The organism is Pseudarthrobacter sp. Y6, assembly GCF_050156205.1.
Lineage (GTDB): Bacteria > Actinomycetota > Actinomycetes > Actinomycetales > Micrococcaceae > Arthrobacter.
Window position 1 is genome coordinate 1,773,697 of record NZ_CP189574.1, and the last position, 15,854, is coordinate 1,789,550.

Annotated in this window: 19 protein-coding genes; 15 read left to right on the forward strand and 4 right to left on the reverse strand. The window is 66.1% G+C overall.

What is annotated here, in order from left to right; all coding sequences use genetic code 11:
* Positions 1–26: 26 nt before the first annotated feature.
* The 3 genes from nagB to ACQCSW_RS08455 all read left to right on the forward strand — a co-directional run bounded on the left by nagB (position 27) and on the right by ACQCSW_RS08455 (position 3,056).
* Positions 27–809: a glucosamine-6-phosphate deaminase gene (nagB, locus tag ACQCSW_RS08445; protein WP_426990337.1), complete on the forward strand. Its 783-nt coding sequence runs from the start codon at positions 27–29 to the stop codon at positions 807–809.
* A 121-nt stretch (positions 810–930) separates the two neighbouring features.
* Positions 931–1,272, forward strand: coding sequence for a DUF3039 domain-containing protein (locus ACQCSW_RS08450; RefSeq protein WP_056349372.1), 342 nt, complete (start codon positions 931–933; stop codon positions 1,270–1,272).
* Positions 1,272–3,056 carry a DEAD/DEAH box helicase gene (locus ACQCSW_RS08455; protein ID WP_354250890.1) on the forward strand — a complete coding sequence of 595 codons (1,785 nt, stop codon included), beginning with the start codon at positions 1,272–1,274 and terminating at the stop codon, positions 3,054–3,056. The genes ACQCSW_RS08450 and ACQCSW_RS08455 overlap by 1 nt, the downstream gene beginning before the upstream one ends.
* Before the next feature lie 96 nt (positions 3,057–3,152).
* On the opposite strand, the gene ACQCSW_RS08460 is transcribed toward ACQCSW_RS08455, so the two are convergent.
* Both ACQCSW_RS08460 and ACQCSW_RS08465 read right to left on the reverse strand, forming a co-directional pair.
* A complete protein-coding gene (locus ACQCSW_RS08460) occupies positions 3,153–3,785 on the reverse strand; it encodes an isochorismatase family protein (RefSeq protein WP_111907840.1) in 633 nt (210 codons plus the stop codon).
* Entirely contained in the window at positions 3,785–5,113 is a 1,329-nt protein-coding gene (locus tag ACQCSW_RS08465) for a nicotinate phosphoribosyltransferase (protein ID WP_426990338.1), read from the reverse strand. Before ACQCSW_RS08465 ends, ACQCSW_RS08460 begins: the two co-directional genes overlap by 1 nt.
* Before the next feature lie 38 nt (positions 5,114–5,151).
* On the opposite strand from ACQCSW_RS08465, the gene clpS reads away from it, so the two are divergent.
* From clpS to rdgB, 8 genes are all read left to right on the forward strand, one after another.
* Positions 5,152–5,535 carry an ATP-dependent Clp protease adapter ClpS gene (gene clpS, locus ACQCSW_RS08470; protein WP_111907842.1) on the forward strand — a complete coding sequence of 128 codons (384 nt, stop codon included), beginning with the start codon at positions 5,152–5,154 and terminating at the stop codon, positions 5,533–5,535.
* Positions 5,528–6,094 carry a DUF2017 domain-containing protein gene (locus ACQCSW_RS08475; RefSeq protein WP_426990339.1) on the forward strand — a complete coding sequence of 189 codons (567 nt, stop codon included), beginning with the start codon at positions 5,528–5,530 and terminating at the stop codon, positions 6,092–6,094. The genes clpS and ACQCSW_RS08475 overlap by 8 nt, the downstream gene beginning before the upstream one ends.
* Positions 6,095–6,163: 69 nt before the next feature.
* Positions 6,164–7,231 carry a glutamate racemase gene (murI, locus tag ACQCSW_RS08480; RefSeq protein WP_426990340.1) on the forward strand — a complete coding sequence of 356 codons (1,068 nt, stop codon included), beginning with the start codon at positions 6,164–6,166 and terminating at the stop codon, positions 7,229–7,231.
* Positions 7,228–8,025: an MBL fold metallo-hydrolase gene (locus ACQCSW_RS08485; RefSeq protein WP_426990341.1), complete on the forward strand. Its 798-nt coding sequence runs from the start codon at positions 7,228–7,230 to the stop codon at positions 8,023–8,025. The genes murI and ACQCSW_RS08485 overlap by 4 nt, the downstream gene beginning before the upstream one ends.
* Before the next feature lie 168 nt (positions 8,026–8,193).
* Positions 8,194–8,775 carry a hypothetical protein gene (locus tag ACQCSW_RS08490; protein WP_426990342.1) on the forward strand — a complete coding sequence of 194 codons (582 nt, stop codon included), beginning with the start codon at positions 8,194–8,196 and terminating at the stop codon, positions 8,773–8,775.
* A complete protein-coding gene (locus ACQCSW_RS08495; RefSeq protein WP_426990343.1) occupies positions 8,775–9,005 on the forward strand; it encodes a helix-turn-helix domain-containing protein in 231 nt (76 codons plus the stop codon). Before ACQCSW_RS08490 ends, ACQCSW_RS08495 begins: the two co-directional genes overlap by 1 nt.
* A gap of 51 nt (positions 9,006–9,056) precedes the next feature.
* The gene (gene rph / locus ACQCSW_RS08500) at positions 9,057–9,815 is read left to right on the forward strand and encodes a ribonuclease PH (protein WP_058932038.1); all 759 of its coding nucleotides are present in this window, start codon (positions 9,057–9,059) and stop codon (positions 9,813–9,815) included.
* A gap of 11 nt (positions 9,816–9,826) precedes the next feature.
* Positions 9,827–10,513 (forward strand): RdgB/HAM1 family non-canonical purine NTP pyrophosphatase, encoded by a 687-nt coding sequence (gene rdgB / locus ACQCSW_RS08505; protein ID WP_426990344.1) that lies wholly within the window; start codon positions 9,827–9,829, stop codon positions 10,511–10,513.
* A 106-nt stretch (positions 10,514–10,619) separates the two neighbouring features.
* Here rdgB and ACQCSW_RS08510 read toward each other — a convergent pair whose 3' ends face one another.
* Positions 10,620–11,393 (reverse strand): DedA family protein, encoded by a 774-nt coding sequence (locus ACQCSW_RS08510; protein WP_426990653.1) that lies wholly within the window; start codon positions 11,391–11,393, stop codon positions 10,620–10,622.
* Between the two features lie 124 nt (positions 11,394–11,517).
* On the opposite strand from ACQCSW_RS08510, the gene ACQCSW_RS08515 reads away from it, so the two are divergent.
* From ACQCSW_RS08515 to ACQCSW_RS08525, 3 genes are all read left to right on the forward strand, one after another.
* Complete coding sequence (locus tag ACQCSW_RS08515) at positions 11,518–11,946, forward strand: GntR family transcriptional regulator (protein ID WP_426990345.1); 429 nt, start codon at positions 11,518–11,520, stop codon at positions 11,944–11,946.
* A gap of 37 nt (positions 11,947–11,983) precedes the next feature.
* A complete protein-coding gene (locus ACQCSW_RS08520; protein ID WP_426990346.1) occupies positions 11,984–12,979 on the forward strand; it encodes an exonuclease domain-containing protein in 996 nt (331 codons plus the stop codon).
* 94 nt (positions 12,980–13,073) lie between these two features.
* Positions 13,074–13,592 (forward strand): DUF4395 domain-containing protein, encoded by a 519-nt coding sequence (locus tag ACQCSW_RS08525; protein ID WP_354250900.1) that lies wholly within the window; start codon positions 13,074–13,076, stop codon positions 13,590–13,592.
* Here ACQCSW_RS08525 and ACQCSW_RS08530 read toward each other — a convergent pair.
* Positions 13,579–14,661, reverse strand: coding sequence for an ADP-ribosylglycohydrolase family protein (locus ACQCSW_RS08530; RefSeq protein ID WP_426990347.1), 1,083 nt, complete (start codon positions 14,659–14,661; stop codon positions 13,579–13,581). The genes ACQCSW_RS08525 and ACQCSW_RS08530 overlap by 14 nt on opposite strands.
* A gap of 142 nt (positions 14,662–14,803) precedes the next feature.
* On the opposite strand from ACQCSW_RS08530, the gene ACQCSW_RS08535 reads away from it, so the two are divergent.
* The gene (locus ACQCSW_RS08535) at positions 14,804–15,790 is read left to right on the forward strand and encodes an MIP/aquaporin family protein (RefSeq protein WP_426990348.1); all 987 of its coding nucleotides are present in this window, start codon (positions 14,804–14,806) and stop codon (positions 15,788–15,790) included.
* The last annotated feature ends 64 nt before the right edge of the window (positions 15,791–15,854 follow it).

Consider the following 15,854-nt stretch of genomic DNA (forward strand, 5'->3'; position numbering starts at 1 on the left):
GTAAAGCACCAGAAAGGTGGCCGGACATGGAAGTTGTCATCCTCCAGGGCAGCAAACAGATCGGACGGCTCGCCGCCGATGCCATCGAGGCCCTGCTCCGGCGCAAGCCCACCGCTGTGCTGGGCCTCGCCACCGGGTCATCGCCGCTGCCTGTCTACGACGAGCTGGCGGCACGGCACCAGCGTGACGGGCTGGACTTCAGCAATGCCCAGGCCTTTGCCTTGGATGAGTATGTGGGGCTGGACCAGGAGCATCCGGAGTCCTACCGGGAAGTCATCCGGCGGGAATTCTCCAGCCGGGTCAACATCGCTGAAGGCAACGTCCATACGCCTGACGGTGCGGCCGCTGACCTGCCCGCGGCCTGCCGCGCCTACGAAGATGCCATGCGGGCAGCGGGCGGTGTGGACCTGCAGCTCCTGGGCGTAGGTACGGATGGCCACGTCGGTTTCAACGAGCCCGGTTCCTCGCTTGCGTCCAGGACCCGCATCAAAACGCTGATTGAGCAGACCCGCCGTGACAACGCCCGGTTCTTCACCAGCCTGGCAGAGGTGCCGCACCACGTGGTGACCCAGGGGCTGGGCACCATTCTCGAGGCCCGGCACGTTGTCCTCATTGCTACCGGGGCACAGAAGGCACCGGCCGTCCGCGACTTCGTGGAAGGGCCCGTCGCCGCCATCTGCCCGGCCTCGGTCCTTCAGTTCCACCCGCACGCCACGATCCTTGTGGATGAGGCCGCGGCATCGTCGCTGAGGCTCGCCGACTTCTACCGGCACACGTACGATCACAAACCTGCCTGGCAGGGGCTGTAATTCCGGCCACACACCACGGGCGGCGGGTACCGGCCTTGCGCGGAACGGCCGACGGCGGCGGGTGCGGTGAGTGCAAAACGGTCCTCCCGCCGTCGAACGTCCTCCGTCCCGGGACGCTAAGATGGATGCCATGACTAGCATGACGGACCCTCTCGAAAACGACCCGATGCGCGAGCTTTCCGGGGCTGGAACGTCCACGGCAACCATCGAGCGCGAAGAGCTGCGCCAGGAAGTGGAGCCCGGTGACCGGGAACGCTTCTCGCACTACGTGCGCAAGGAGAAAATCATGGAATCCGCGCTGACGGGTGATCCTGTCATTGCCCTCTGCGGCAAAGTGTGGACGCCGGGCCGGGACCCGCAGAAGTTCCCGGTGTGCCCCATGTGCAAAGAGGTTTATGACGGCCTCCGCCCGGGCAACGACGGCGGCAAGGGTCCCGGAGGGGACTCGGGCAACAACAAGTAGTGACGGAGACGCTCTTTGGCGGCCCCACCCTGCCACCGGCTTATCCGGAACGCGCAGCCTGGGGGACCGCCCAAAAACTCCGTGCCTGGCAGCAGGAAGCCCTTGACCTCTACTTCAGGACCGATCCCCGAGATTTCCTGGCCGTAGCAACTCCCGGCGCCGGCAAGACCACCTTCGCGTTGCGCGTGGCCTCCATGCTCATCGAATCCGGGGCGGTCAACCGGGTCACCATCGTGGCGCCCACGGACCACCTGAAACGGCAGTGGGCCGACGCGGCTGCCAAGGTGGGCATCGCCATCGACCCCAACTTCAAGAATTCCGACGGCCAGCACGGCCGCGGTTTCGTTGGCGTGGCTGTCACCTACGCCCAGGTGGCCAGCAAACCCATGCTGCACCGCGCCAAAACCGAGGCCGCCCGCACTCTGGTGATCCTCGACGAGATCCACCACGGCGGCGAAGCCCTGTCCTGGGGCGACGGTCTCCGCGAAGCGTTTGACCCTGCGGCACGGCGACTTTCCCTGACCGGTACGCCGTTCCGCTCCGATACCTCGCCCATCCCGTTTGTTGAATACGCGCAGGACAAGGACGGGATCCGGCGCTCGAAAGCTGACTATACGTACGGCTACGGCAACGCCCTGCGGGACCACGTGGTGCGCCCGGTCATGTTCATGGCCTACTCGGGCCAGATGCGGTGGCGCACCAGCGCCGGCGAAGAAATGGCGGCCTCACTCGGCGAGGCCGCGGTCACGAAGGACATCACGTCGCAGGCGTGGCGGACGGCGCTGAACCCGGCCGGGGAATGGATTCCTGCTGTCCTGGCAGGGGCGGACAAACGCCTCAGCGAAGTGCGCCGCACGGTTCCGGATGCCGGCGGGCTGGTCATCGCCACGGACCACGAGGATGCCAGGGCCTATGCCGGGCAGCTGAAAAGGATCACCGGCGAATCGCCCACCGTGATCCTTTCCGACGACGCCAAGGCCTCCAGCAAGATCGAGGAATTCACCGTGAGCGAGAAGCGGTGGATGGTTGCCGTCCGGATGGTGTCAGAAGGCGTGGACGTGCCCCGGCTATCCGTCGGCGTCTATGCGACGTCCACTTCCACGCCGCTGTTCTTCGCCCAGGCGGTGGGCCGCTTTGTGCGTGCCCGGAAGCGCGGCGAAACGGCCTCGGTCTTCCTGCCGTCCGTGCCGCAGCTGATGGCCCTGGCCAACTCGATGGAGGCCGAACGCGACCACGCGCTGGACCGCCCCGAGAAAGAGGACGGCGACGGCCTGTTCAATCCCGAGGACTCGCTGATGGAAGAGGCCAACCGGGAGGACAAGGCGTCCGACAGCCTCACCAAGGGCAAGTTCGAGGCCCTGGACTCGCAGGCGTCCTTCGACCGGGTATTGTTCGACGGCGGCGAGTTCGGCACCGGGGGAGAGGTGGGTTCGGAGGACGAACTGGACTTTCTGGGCATCCCCGGGCTGCTGGACGCCGAGCAAGTCGGTACCCTGCTGCGGCAGCGCCAGCACGAACAGCTCAACCGCAAGAACCGGCGCGCACCGGCAGCCGAGCCGGCCGCCGCGGCGCCGGCCATACCGGACCACCGGATGCTGATGGACCTGCGCAACGAGCTGGCCAAAAACGTGGCGGCCTGGTCGGCGCGGACCGGAACCCCTCATGGTGTGGTGCACACGAAGCTGCGGACGGTCTGCGGCGGCCCGCCCGTGGCCCAGGCGAACGAGGAACAGCTTCAGTCCAGGCTGCGCAAGCTCCAGGACTGGTTCATCGGCCGGAAGTAGCGCCCAGGAGACAGCTGCGGCCCGGGTACTGTGCATCCCGGACCACGGTCGTCATTGGTCCTGTGTCAGGCGTCAGGCGTCAGGCGACGTCCGGCGTCAGGCGACTTCGACGCCGCCGAGCTCCATTTCGGCGACGGCATCCTCAAGGTCCTCGGCTATGCCAGCGGTGAGTGAGCGGATGACCGTGACGGAGTAGCCGGCCTGGACCGCGTCCAGCGAGGTGGCCATGACGCAGTAGTCGGTGGCGATCCCCACCACCACAACGTCCTCAACGTCGTGGCTTTGCAGCCAGTCGTCCAGTCCGATGGCGTTGTCCGCCGGTGCGTAGGCGTCCGCGTCGGCGGGCATGGCACCAGGCTGCCGTTCCCCGGTAGGGACGGCATCCTCAGGGGCCAGCAGGCCCTCAAAGCCGGAATACGCCGCGGCGAACTGGCCCTTCTGGAAGTAGGCCTGGATGTATTCGGTGTCCAGATCCGGATGGAGTTCGGCGCCGCGCGTGCCGGCGACGCAGTGCCGCGGCCAGCTGTCCTTGAGATCGGGCGTGTCGGAAAAATGCGCACCGGGATCGATATGCCAGTCCTGGGTGGCAACAATGTGGTCGAACTCGTTGTGATGGGCGTCTACGTACTCGCTGATGGCTCCGGCAACATCGGCACCGCCGGCCACGGCCAGGGAGCCTCCCTCGCAGAAGTCGTTCTGGACGTCAACGATGATCAGGGCGCGGGACATCAGTTCTCCTCGTAGATGGTGGGGATGGCAGGCTCGCCGCGCTGCAGGCGGTTGACGACGCCGGGCAGTTCGGCCATGGTGTCCGCGTGCCGCTGGCGGGCGCGGACCACACCCTCGCGTCCGGTCCAGCCCGGCAGCAGCTCGCCGTTCTTCATAAACTGCTGAAGCAGCGGCCGGTCGTTGCCGTCGTCTTCGGGGCGGTGTCCGATGCCCACAATTTCCTGGGTAGCCACCCCTCGCTCGTTGAGTTTGCGCAGCGCATATTTCCGTCCGCCGATGCTGGTTTTGTTCTTGGCGACCTTCGCCACGGAGACGAAATTGCCGGCGTCGTCGGTGCGGCTGACGAGCTTGTAGACCATGCTCGCTGTGGGTGCACCGGAGCCGGTGACCAGCGACGTGCCCACCCCGTAGGAATCCACCGGGGCGGACTGCAGCGCGGCGATGGCGAATTCGTCCAGGTCCGAGGTAACCACGATCTTGGTGTTCACATTGCCGAGCTCGTCCAACAGCTGCCGGACCCACTGGGCCTGGGCCACGAGGTCCCCGGAGTCCAGGCGGACGCCCCCCAGCTTGGGCCCCGCCAACTCGACGGCGGCACGCACCGCTGCTTCGACGTCGTACGTGTCCACCAGCAGCGAGGTGCCGGGGCCGAGGGAGGCGATCTGTGCCTCAAAGGCGTCCCGCTCGGTGTCGTGGAGGAGCGTGAAGGAGTGCGCTGCGGTGCCCACGGTCTTGATGCCGTAGCGGATGCCGGCCTCGAGGTTGGAGGTGCTGTCGAACCCGGCGATGACGGCGGCGCGGGCGGCCGCTGCTGCCGATTCCTCGTGCGTGCGCCGGGATCCCATTTCGATGCAGGGCCGGTTGCCGGCCGCGGTGATCATGCGGGATGCGGCGGAGGCGATGGCGCTGTCATGGTTCAGGACCGAGAGCAGGTAGGTTTCCAGCATGCAGGCTTCGGCAAACGTTGATTCGACAATCAGGATGGGGGAGTTGGGGAAGTACGCCTCGCCCTCCGGGTAGCCCCAGATGTCACCGGAAAACCGGTAGTTCGCCAGGTAGTCCAGAGTGTCCTGGTTGACCACGCCGGTCCGGCCCAGGAAGTCCAGCTCCGCTTCGCCGAACCGGAAGTCGGCGATGCCTTCCAGCAGACGGCCCGTTCCCGCCACAATCCCGTACCGCCGGCCATCGGGCAGGCGGCGGGCAAAGGCCTCGAAGACCGACCGGCGGTTCGCGGCGCCCGAATGCAGCGACGCCTGCAGCATGGTCAGCTCGTAGTGGTCTGTGTAAAAGGACGTGCGGGGATGGTCCCAGCCGGCGGAGGTACTCACAAAATTCACTCTAGTGTGCATCCCCATAGAATGGACAGATGACCTTAAGCGTTGCGCTCGGCCCCGATACACAGGAGGGCACCCGGACCGGGACAGAGGCGTCCACCGACTCCCTGACCGCCCCGGACATCCCTTGGAACCTGGTGATCTGGAACGATCCCGTCAACCTGATGAGCTACGTCAGCTATGTATTCCAAAGCTACTTCGGCTACGCCGAGTCCAAAGCCAACAAGCTCATGATGGAAGTCCACAAAAAGGGCCGGTCCATTGTTGCCCATGGCAGCAAGGAACAGGTTGAGCGGCACGCCGTGGCCATGCACGGCTTTGGCCTCTGGGCCACCGTGGAGAAGGCCACTGGAGGTCCGGGCGGCAACTCAGGAAAATCCGGCGGGTCCGGGCAGGGCAAGGGGAAACGTGGCTAAGGCATTCAAATACGGGCTTAAAGGCATCACAGGGTTCCTGGAACCCGCCGAACGGGAGCTGCTCCGCAGCCTGATCGATGACGTCGTCTCCATGCTCCAGCCGGCCGAAGACGTCAGCCAGGATCCCCTGGCCGCCCTGATCGGACTGGATATGGACGTCCGGGAACCGACGGACCGTGCGGTTAAGCGGTTGCTGCCCAACGTGATGAAGAACGACGACGGCGCGTCCCTGGAGTTCCGTCAGCTCACCGAGCGCTCGCTGCGCGAAACCAAGATCGGCGCACTGCGCGCCGCCGCGCTGGACCTGGACAAGGACGAAGTGGTCCTCACCGCCGAAGGGGCCGGGCTCTGGTCCATGGCACTGAACGATGTGCGCCTGGTGCTTGCGGAGCGCCTGGATATCCGGGATGAAGAGGACGCCGAACACGTGCACCTGATGCAGGACTGGTCCCAGGCCGAGGACGTGGAAAGCTACCTCGCCCTGGTGTACAACTTCACGACGTGGCTGCAGGAATCCCTGGTCCAGGCGATGCTCCAGTCCTTGGATTCCCGGGCCTGAACTGCTGTCCTGTTCCGGGATACGTCCGCCAATGTGACAAATTTGACATGAGTCCGGCGCCACAATGTGATGGCTGCGGCCCCGGGGAAGACCTATCCTCGAATAATCATGACTACAGCCTCGAGCATGGATCCGTCAGACGCAGCCGCACCGGACTCCGCAGCCAGCAGCACCACCGGCCAGGTGGGGTCCCGCCCCATCGGCGTCTTTGATTCCGGTGTCGGCGGACTGACTGTGGCGCGGTCCATCATCGACCAGCTCCCCAACGAGTCCATCCTCTATGTGGGGGATACCGCCAACGGGCCCTATGGGCCGTTGCCCATTGCCGAAGTCCGCGCCAACGCTCTCGGCGTGATGGACGAACTGGTGGACTCCGGCGTCAAGCTTCTGACCATTGCCTGCAACTCGGCGTCGGCCGCTGTCCTGAGGGACGCCCGCGAGCGGTACACGGCGAAATACGGTATTCCGGTCATCGAGGTGATCCAGCCGGCCGTCCGGCGGGCTGTCGCTGCCACCAGGAGCGGGCGTATCGGCGTCATCGGTACCTCTGCCACCGTTGGTTCGCGGGCTTACGAAGACACGTTTGCCGCCGCGCCGGACCTGGCGATCACGTCCGTGGCCTGCCCGGAGTTCGTGAGCTACGTGGAGTCCGGGATCACCACCGGACCCGCACTGCTGGCCATTGCCGAAGAATACCTGGCGCCGCTGAAGTCAGCCGGTGTGGACACCGTGGTGCTGGGCTGCACGCACTATCCCCTGCTGACCGGCGTCATTTCCTTCGTGATGGGGGAGGACGTGACGCTGGTGTCCAGCGCCGAGGAAACGGCGAAGGACGTTTACCGTGCTCTCGTCACCCACGATCTTCAGCGCACCGCCGCAACACCGCCGGAACACCACTTCATCGCCACCGGTGACGCCGGCCAGTTCGAAACGCTGGCCCGCCGTTTCCTGGGCCCGGAGGTCCTGTCTGTCCGGCACGTGGACCACGTGGCGGCCCAGTACCCCACCGGCAGCCTGGCGCGGATCACCCCCGAGATGATCGCCGCCGCGCAGGCCGCCAGCGCCCGGCAGTCGTCGTCGGGACCCAGGACTTCGAACTTTGTGGGCGCCCGCCGGGCCGGAGGTCCTGCCCTGTGAAGCTCACCATCGTCGGCTGCACCGGCTCCTTCCCCGGCCCAGGCTCCCCGGCGTCCTGCTACCTCCTGACCGCCAACGACGGCGAGCGGACGTGGAAGATCGTGATGGACCTTGGCAGCGGAGCCTTGGGCGCCATCCAGCGCTACACGGACCTTGAGGACATCGACGCGATCTTCCTGACCCACCTGCACCCGGACCACTGCATGGACCTGTGCGGCCTGCACGTGGCGGTCCGCTGGAAGCCCGGCGGATGGGGACGCGGCAGGATTCCGGTGTGGGGCCCCGCAGCGACGGCGGACCGGATGGCCACCGCCTACGGCCTGGAGCTGGATCCGGGGATGCACGAGGAATTCGACTTCACCAACTGGACCGAACGGGAATCCGTCACGGTGGGGCCGTTCACGGTGACGCCGTTCGCGGTGAACCACCCGGTGGAGGAGGCCTACGCCCTGCGGGTGGAAGTGACTGAACCCGACAAGCAGGGCAACCCGGTCAGCCGGGTCCTGACGTATTCCGGGGACACCGATTCCTGCGCAGGACTGGAGGAAGCGGCGAAGGAGGCTGACCTGTTCCTTTGTGAGGCCGCGTTTGAGGAAGGCCGCGACGACGACATCAAGGATGTCCACCTGACCGGAAAGCGCGCCGGCGAGGCGGCAGAGAGCGCGGGCGCGCGCCGGTTGCTGCTCACGCACATCCCCGTCTGGACATCGCCCACCACCGTTATGGCCGAAGCGCGCCCCGTGTTCGGCGGCGACGTGGCCGTTGCCGTGGCCGGTGTGCACTACACCGTCTAGAGCCGTTTCCCGCCGGCTCCTGGCCGGCCAGGTCAACCATTCTCCACTGGCCAGATGGCTGCGTATGGGATACCTTATCGATATTCGTTAATAACGATCATCGATAATACCTTGGGGGAGACATTGGAGCAGACAGAGAACCGCAGGCAGTCCGGACAAAGGAAAGTGGTGTCCCGCACCGATGCAGTAGCGATCATGGCCGTCGCGGCCATAGTGGCCGCAGCAACGACTTTCCTGACGGTATGGAGCATCATCGCAACGTTCGTGGGACCTGTGACATTGGCGCTTCCTCTACACTCGTCCCCGCAAGACCCTGCCGGGCTTGAACTGGACGCCACAGCACGGTTCACCGCCATGGAAGCAACCATTCCTGCCCTTCCTTTGGGCGAAGCCGCGCTCCTGGCTTGGGCCAGCGTCCTGTTCCAGGTCAGCGTCCTGGCGGTGGCTGCACTGCTGTTCCTGCTCGCCCTTCGGCTCCGCGGGGAGAACCTGTTCACGCCGGCTTCGGCATGGATTGTGGGAAGCTGCGGCGTGGTACTGGCCCTCGCCGCAAGCGCCGGACAGGTTCTCGACGCGATCGCCCGCGCCGGGGTTGCCCGCCTGATCGCCGCCAACGGGCAAACCGACGGCGTTATCCTCGCGGCCGACTTCAATTTCGCGCCATTGCTGGCGGGCATCGTCCTGGTACTCATCGCCGGGGTCTTCCAGTTTGGCCGCCGGTTACAGAAGGACACGGAGGGACTCGTCTAATGCCGGCCGAGGATTATTCCGCTATCCACTGCCGGCTGGACGAATTACTTGCTGCACGCGGCATGAGTCTGACGGAACTGAGCCGGCGCGTGGGCGTGAGCCTGGTGAACCTGTCTGTACTGAAAAACGACCGGGCGAAAGCGATCAGGTTCTCCACGCTGACCGCATTGTGCCAGGTCCTTGAGTGCAGCGTCGGAGAGCTGCTATCGCATGAGCCTGCAACGCACTAGTACCAAGCGTTGTTGGCAGGACGCCCCACGGCGAGTCGATAAGCTAAAGGCATGACTTCTGAAGCAACCGCAGTGCCCGTAGTTCGCGCCGATGGCCGCGCCCCCGACCAGCTCCGCCCCATCAGCATCACCCGCGGATGGTCCAAGCAGGCCGAGGGCTCGGCCCTCATCGAGTTCGGCAACACCAGGGTCCTGTGCACGGCGTCCCTGACGGCAGGGGTGCCGCGCTGGCTCAAGGGCGAAGGCCGCGGCTGGGTCACGGCGGAATACGCCATGCTTCCCCGGGCCACCAACACCCGCTCCGACCGCGAGTCGGTCAAGGGGAAAATCGGCGGGCGGACCCACGAGATCTCCCGGCTGATCGGCCGGTCGCTGCGTTCCATCATTGACACCAAGGCCCTGGGCGAAAACACGATAGTCCTGGACTGCGACGTCCTCCAGGCCGACGGCGGAACCCGCACCGCGGCCATCACCGGAGCCTACGTGGCGTTGGCGGACGCCATCCGTTTTGCCCGCGACAACAAGCTGATCGCCAAAAACGCCCAGCCCCTGATCGACACAATCGCAGCCGTATCGGTGGGCATCATCGACGGCGTGCCCATGCTGGACCTGCCCTACGTTGAAGACGTCCGCGCCGAAACCGACATGAACGTGGTGGTCACCGGCTCCGGGAAGTTCGTGGAAGTCCAGGGCACCGCAGAGGGCGCACCCTTCGACCGTGACGAACTCAATCAGCTGCTGGACCTGGCCCTCCTGGGCACCACCGCTCTGGCGGCGATCCAGCGCGAAACCCTCGCAGACGCACTGTGAACCTGAACGCCGTGAACACCAGCGCCGTGAACCCGAACGCCGTCAACGCTGAACCTGGCGGCGCGCCCGTACCGCGCCTCGTCCTGGCCACGCACAACAAGGGCAAGCTCAAGGAGCTCCGCGAGCTGCTGCGCGGACAGGTCCCCGGGCTCGACGTCGACACGCAGGTGGTGGACGCCGCGGCGGCAGGTGCGCCCGACGTCGTCGAAACCGGTGTGACGTTCGCCGAAAACGCGCTGTTGAAGGCGCGGGCTGTTGCCGAGGCCACCGGCCTGGTGGCGATCGCCGACGATTCGGGGCTGGCCGTGGACGTGCTGGGAGGGGCGCCGGGAATCTTTTCCGCGCGCTGGTCTGGCCGGCACGGTGACGACGCTGCCAACCTGAGGCTTTTGCTGGACCAGCTCGCGGATGTCCCGGACGGGCACCGGGGGGCCGCATTTGTCTGCGCTGCGGCCCTGGCGGTCCCGGGACCAGGTGCCGGGAGTCGCGAAGTGGTGGAGTACGGACAGCTTGAGGGGACCCTCCTGCGCGAACCCCGCGGTGACGGTGGCTTCGGCTACGACCCCGTGCTGCAGCCGGCCGGCGAGGACCGCAGCTGCGCTGAATTGTCAGCGGCGGAAAAGAACGCCATCAGCCACCGTGGGCAGGCCTTCCGGGCCCTCGTGCCGGCCATCGTCGACGCACTGGCGCGGCAGTAGGGCCCCACACCCGAGACGCCTATGAACAGCTAAGGGAGCCCCACTCTGGTGGGACTCCCTTAGCTTTGTCTTTGGATCCAGCGCCGGCCAGCGGCACTTCAAGGAACTAGTCCGGGTTGGTCTTGCGCTCTTCGCGGGGAGCGTGTTCCTCAATGAATTCGTCGACGGCGTCGGTGCCTAACGTGGCGGCCTGGCGCTTGGCCGAGAGGCCGCGGAGTACTTCGATGCCGATCGGAATCACGGAGATCAGCACGATGACGATGAAGATGATGTCCAGGTTCTCCCGGACCCAGGGGACCCTGTCGCCCAGCAGGTAGCCCAACAGTGTGACGCCACCGCCCCACAGGACCGCGCCGATCACGTTGAACAGGAAGAACTTCTTTTTGTCCATCTGGGCCACGCCAACGATCACGGGCACGAAGGTCCGGATGATCGGCACGAAGCGGGCGAGGATCAGTGCCTTGCCGCCGTGCTTTTCGAAGAAGGCGTGGGCGTTCTCAACGTTTTCGCGCTTGAAGAGGCGGGAGTTTGGCTTGTTGAAGATGGCGGGGCCGGCCTTGGAGCCGATCAGGTAGCCGGTCTGGTTGCCGATGATGGCGGAAATAGTGATCAGGAGCGCCAGGAGCCAGACATTGAACTGGATGGTGTCCGTTGCTACCAGCAACCCGGCCGTGAACAGCATCGAATCGCCGGGAAGGAAGAATCCCACCAGCAGTCCCGTCTCGGCGAAGACAATTCCGCAGACCAGCAGCACTACCCAGGGAGCGAGTGCGGGATCGGCCAGGAAAATCTGGGGGTTCAGCCAGTCGGGCAGGAAGGAGGCCAGCTGCGGCTGGACCGGTCCTGCACCACCCAGCATGGGCACGGCAAGGTCGCTGATCGCAAGATAGTTCACCTCCTCAGGGTACTTTACGCACCAGGGCGTCCTGGTTGTCTGGTTAGTTACATCAGTAACTAACCAGTGAGGCTGTCCAGCCTCCTGGCTGAGGATCAAGGCGGCGCCAGTGATTAACGACAGCAGGCCGATCTTCCTGCAGATTGCCGCACTGATAGAAAACGACATCGTTGACGGCAATCTCCCGGAGGAAGCCCAGGTCCCGTCCACCAACGAGTTCGCGGCGTTCCATCGGATCAACCCCGCCATGGCAGCAAAGGGCGTGAACCTGCTGGTGGAAGAGGGATTCCTCTATAAAAGGCGGGGGACCGGAATGTTTGTCTGCACAGGTGCCCGGGCAGCTTTGGTGGCGCTCCCGGGATGTCCTGGCACTCGACAGCGTGAGCATCAGCCTTTCTGCAGGGCGGATCTATGGCCTGCTGGGCCGCAACGGGGCCGGCTAGACCACGCTGTCCTACCTGAGGCTGCGGCGAGCGATTCCTTAACCCCGCCATCCGGCGTCGGACGCGTGATTTGCGCGACAGGGCCGCCCCGGTGACACGGGAACGGCCCTGTCCGGCGGTAAAGTATGGGCCGTGGGTTTGGACTTTACGGCGATCGACTTCGAGACGGCCAATGGCTTCCGGGGTTCACCGTGCGCTGTTGGCCTGACGAAAGTCCGGGGCGGGCGTGTGGTGGACGAGGCGTCGTGGCTGATGCGGCCGCCGGTCAACCACGACCACTTCGAATACCACAACGTCAGGGTCCACGGCATTAAGGCCACGGATGTGGCCGGCCGTCCCCGCTTCGGTGAGCTGTTCCCGGAGATTGGTGCTTTTATCGGGGGCGACATCCTGGCGGCGCATAACGCGGCCTTTGACCTGGGTGTGATCCGGTCAGGGCTTGAGGTGTCCGGCCTGCCCGGCCCAGCCTATGACTACGTCTGCACGGTGATGCTGTCCCGGCGCTGCTACTCCCTGGTCTCCAATTCCTTGCCGTTCGCCGCGGAGGAAGCCGGCGTGCCGCTGGTCAACCATCACGATGCCGCAGAAGACGCCCGTGCCTGCGCCGGCATCCTGATCGACATCGCTGGGCGGAACAACGCCAACAGCATTGCCGAGCTTTACCTGTCGCTGGGACTGGTCCTGCCGCATCAGGACGCGTTTGACCCGGCGCACGATGTCCTGTCCAAAGCAAGCCTTACCGCACTTGCCGGCGCCGCTGCCGGAGGAAACAGCGCCGCGCTGGTCCGCCCGTTCCTGTCCGGGTGGCCGGAGGAGGGCGCCAACCCCGTCCCTAATGCCGACGCCGAACCCTCCCACCCGCTGTACGGCCAGACCGTTGTCTTCACCGGCGAGCTCGCCATGGCCCGGCCGGAAGCGAAGGTGCGTTCGGCCGAGCTGGGTGCCCGGCCGGAAAGCCGGGTGACGGCCCGCACCACGGTGCTGGTGGTGGGTGACGGCTTTGTGGCATCTGACCTGCGGTCCGGCAGGCTGACCGGCAAGGCCCGGCGCGTCCTGGAGCTCCACGACCGCGGCCAGCCCATCGAAGTACTCTCCGAAGGCGAGTTCCTGCAGATGGTGGGCGGTTGAGCCGCACTGTTTGTCCGGCTGCGCTGACCTGGTACAGCGTTCATCCGGCGCAACAAATCTTCCTTGCGGCAGGCCCGGCTCCTAGCCTTGCAGGATGAGCAAACTAACGGACGGCCAAACAACCGGAATCAACTGGTCCGCCGTGTTCGCCTTTCCCAACCCCGTCAATGAGTACGCGGCCCGGATCACCGCCGGCCTGGTAGTGCTGCTGGCGGGCGCCACACTGCTGAGCGGGTCCGTCTGGGGACTGGTGCTGATCGCCGCGGGCTTCTGGCTGCGGGTGCTCTTCGGGCCACGGATTTCGCCCCTGGCATTGCTCTCCGTCAAGGTCCTGGCGCCCCGCCTGGGCCGCGTTCGCCTGGTTCCCGGACCGCCCAAGCGTTTTGCCCAGGGCATGGGAACGGGGGTGTCCACTACGGCGCTGATCCTGTTCCTTGCCGGTGCTGCCCCCGCAGCCTGGATTGCGGTCGCGGTACTCATTGCGGCTGCCTCGCTGGAGGCTTTCGCCGGATTCTGCCTGGGCTGCGTCATCTTCGGAGTGCTGCAGCGCCGGGGCCTGATCCCGGAGGACATCTGCGAGGCCTGCAACAATGTCGCGCTCAGGCGGTCGTAACGCCCACCAGGAGATCTGCCACGCCGCGGATGACGTCCGGCCCTTCGAGGGCGTCGAGCCATTCCGGGGGCAGGCACTCTTCGCCGTAGAAGGCGCCCAGGATGTTTCCCGCGATCGATCCCGTGGAATCACTGCCGCCGCTGTGGTTGACGGCCAGCGCAATGGCCGCCCGGAAATGGTCCTCCGGCGACAGGGTGGAGTCCGCGTCCGGCGCTGTGGCCAGGACAGCGTAGAGCCCGACGGCGAACGCCTCCTCCGCGACCCAGCCCTCGCCGAGCTGCCGAACCAGTTCCTCGGGAGACAGGACGCCTGTTCCCGCGCAGCGGATGGCCGCTTCAAGCCGCTCGGGAAGTTCCGCGGCCACATCCTTCAGGCCACGGACCTCGGCCAGGACTGCCGCCGCCGCCTCCGCCAGGGTGTCACCGGCCACCAGGCGGTGGATCAGCAGGCTGAAGCTGCCGGCACTCTGCCGTGCGGACGGATGGCCGTGCGTCAGGGCGGCGGCGTCGGCACTCAACTTATAGACGGCGTCGGGCGCTATGTAGGGAATCAGGCCGAACGGTGCCGACCGCTTCACCGTTCCGCGGCCCTTCGAGTCCGGGTTCACCGGCCGGTAAACCGTTCCCATTTCGCCGGTGGCCAGCCCGCTGATGCAGGCGTTACCCGGGGCGCGGCGGTGCCTCAGCACCTCGTTGCCGTCGATCCACCGCGGCGGCTGTGACGGGGCCTGCGGCGGTACGGACTCGCCCTGGGTGTCCAGCCAGCGCAAATACGCCAGCCACAGGCAGGCGTTCGCATCGGCACCCACGCCGTCATTGGCCCATTCGAGCACCTCCACCAGCCCGTCCACGGTGTACAGCGTCAGCTGCGTGTCGTCTGAAAAGTGACTGCCGCCGTCGAGCGCTGCCAGGTCCGTCAGGCCCTCGGGGCCGAAGCGCCGGCGGATGGCCTCGATCGAGTCGAACTCCACCGCGTAGCCCAGCGAGTCGCCCAATGCCCCGCCCAGGAGGCAGCCGTGGATGCGGGACTTCAGCGGGGGCGCGGAAACGGCGTCCGGTTCAATGCTCATGACAGTAAATTTACCGCGGGACGGCGGTGGAACGCGCAGGGGCGCCACGCCGTCCGTCCACTAAGCTCGGACTCAGCCAACGCCCAGAATCCCTTGGCAGAATGCAAAGGCACCACACCCCAACGATAAGGATTGCCCCACCATGACCACGCCTGTGCCCGTCCACCGTGATCCCGCCTCCGGGCTGACTGCCGGCAGCGGTGCCGAAATCCGGCACGGGCTGGTGTCCAGGCTGTCTGCGGAAGCCTTTGGCAGCCTTTTTATCGTGGTGGCAGGCCTGGGCGTGCCGCTGTTCTCCATTCCGCAGTCCAGCCCGCTGCCCGCCGCGCTCGCAGCAGGCCTGGCAGTGACCGCGGCGATGCTGGCCTTCGGCTACGTTTCCGGCGGACACTTCAACCCGGCGGTGACCGTTGGCCACGCCGTCGCCGGCCGGATCCGGCTCAGCGACGCCGCCGCGTACATCGGCGCGCAGCTGGTGGGCGGGCTTCTGGGCGCCCTCGCACTCTTCGGCATCCTGCGGACCCTGCCTGGCATTCAGGACAGCCGCACGGCGTTCGACACCGTGACCGCCGGATTCGGCGAACATTCCATTATCCAGGCGCCCCTCGCCGGTGTGCTCCTGCTGGAAGTACTCGGGGCCGCCATCCTGGTCGCAGTCTTCCTGGGCACCACGGCACGCAACAACATCAACAAGACGGCAGCCGCCGTAGCCGTGGGCCTCGCCTTCGCCGTTCTGCTGCAGCTAGGCCTGTCCGTGGGCAACGCGCCGTTCAACCCCGCCCGCGCCACTGCCTCGGCCCTCTTCAGCTCCAGCTGGTCCCTTGAGCAGCTGTGGCTTTTCTGGGTTGCTCCTTTGGCAGGCGCGGCCATAGCCGGGCTGGTCTTCCGTGGGTTCGCCGAGCCGGTTGCTGCCGCTGGATCAGCCGCTGACGGATCAGTGATTGACGACAGTGCCGCCGACGACGTTGAGGATTTCGACGACGACGAGGATGCCGACGCCGCCGACGAGGCCGCTGCGGTGCCTGCCAAGGCAGCTGCCCCGGCCAAGCCCGCCCCGGCTCATGCCGCCGATGACGAGCCGGACAGCCGCGACGACGCACAGGAATTCTTCGACGGAAAGCGCGGCTAGCTGGCCTGACTGGGCAACGGCCTGTTGCGGCGGTTTCCTAAACTGTCGGTGGCAGCCGCTAGCG